The sequence below is a fragment of the Aeromonas sp. SrichE-2G genome (assembly GCF_017939565.1).
GTDB classification, from domain to species: Bacteria; Pseudomonadota; Gammaproteobacteria; order Enterobacterales; family Aeromonadaceae; genus Aeromonas; species Aeromonas taiwanensis.
Map to the genome: position 1 here is coordinate 1 of NZ_JAGKRG010000056.1, position 277 is coordinate 277.

The window sequence follows — 277 nt, forward strand, 5'->3', positions numbered from 1 at the left end:
CCAAATAAAATTTGGTTTTCGCCAAGAAGTTTCCAAAGCACTTGTAACAAATGTTTGAGAACTACTTTTTAAATCAGCTTTCCAGATTGTTAAAGAGCAAACTTCGTAAAGAAGTCAAAGACATAGATTGAACAAATCGTTCAACTCATGGCTTTTGCTTCTCGCAAATTCAGTACGGATTATGGTGGAGCTATGCGGGATCGAACCGCAGACCTCCTGCGTGCAAAGCAGGCGCTCTCCCAGCTGAGCTATAGCCCCGTAATCGAAGTGGTGGGTC

Annotated in this window: 1 tRNA gene; it reads right to left on the reverse strand. The window is 43.3% G+C overall.

Features of this window, described 5'->3' with window-relative positions:
- Positions 1–182 precede the first annotated feature (182 nt).
- Positions 183–258, reverse strand: a tRNA-Ala gene (locus J9885_RS19405).
- Between the last annotated feature and the right edge of the window lie 19 nt (positions 259–277).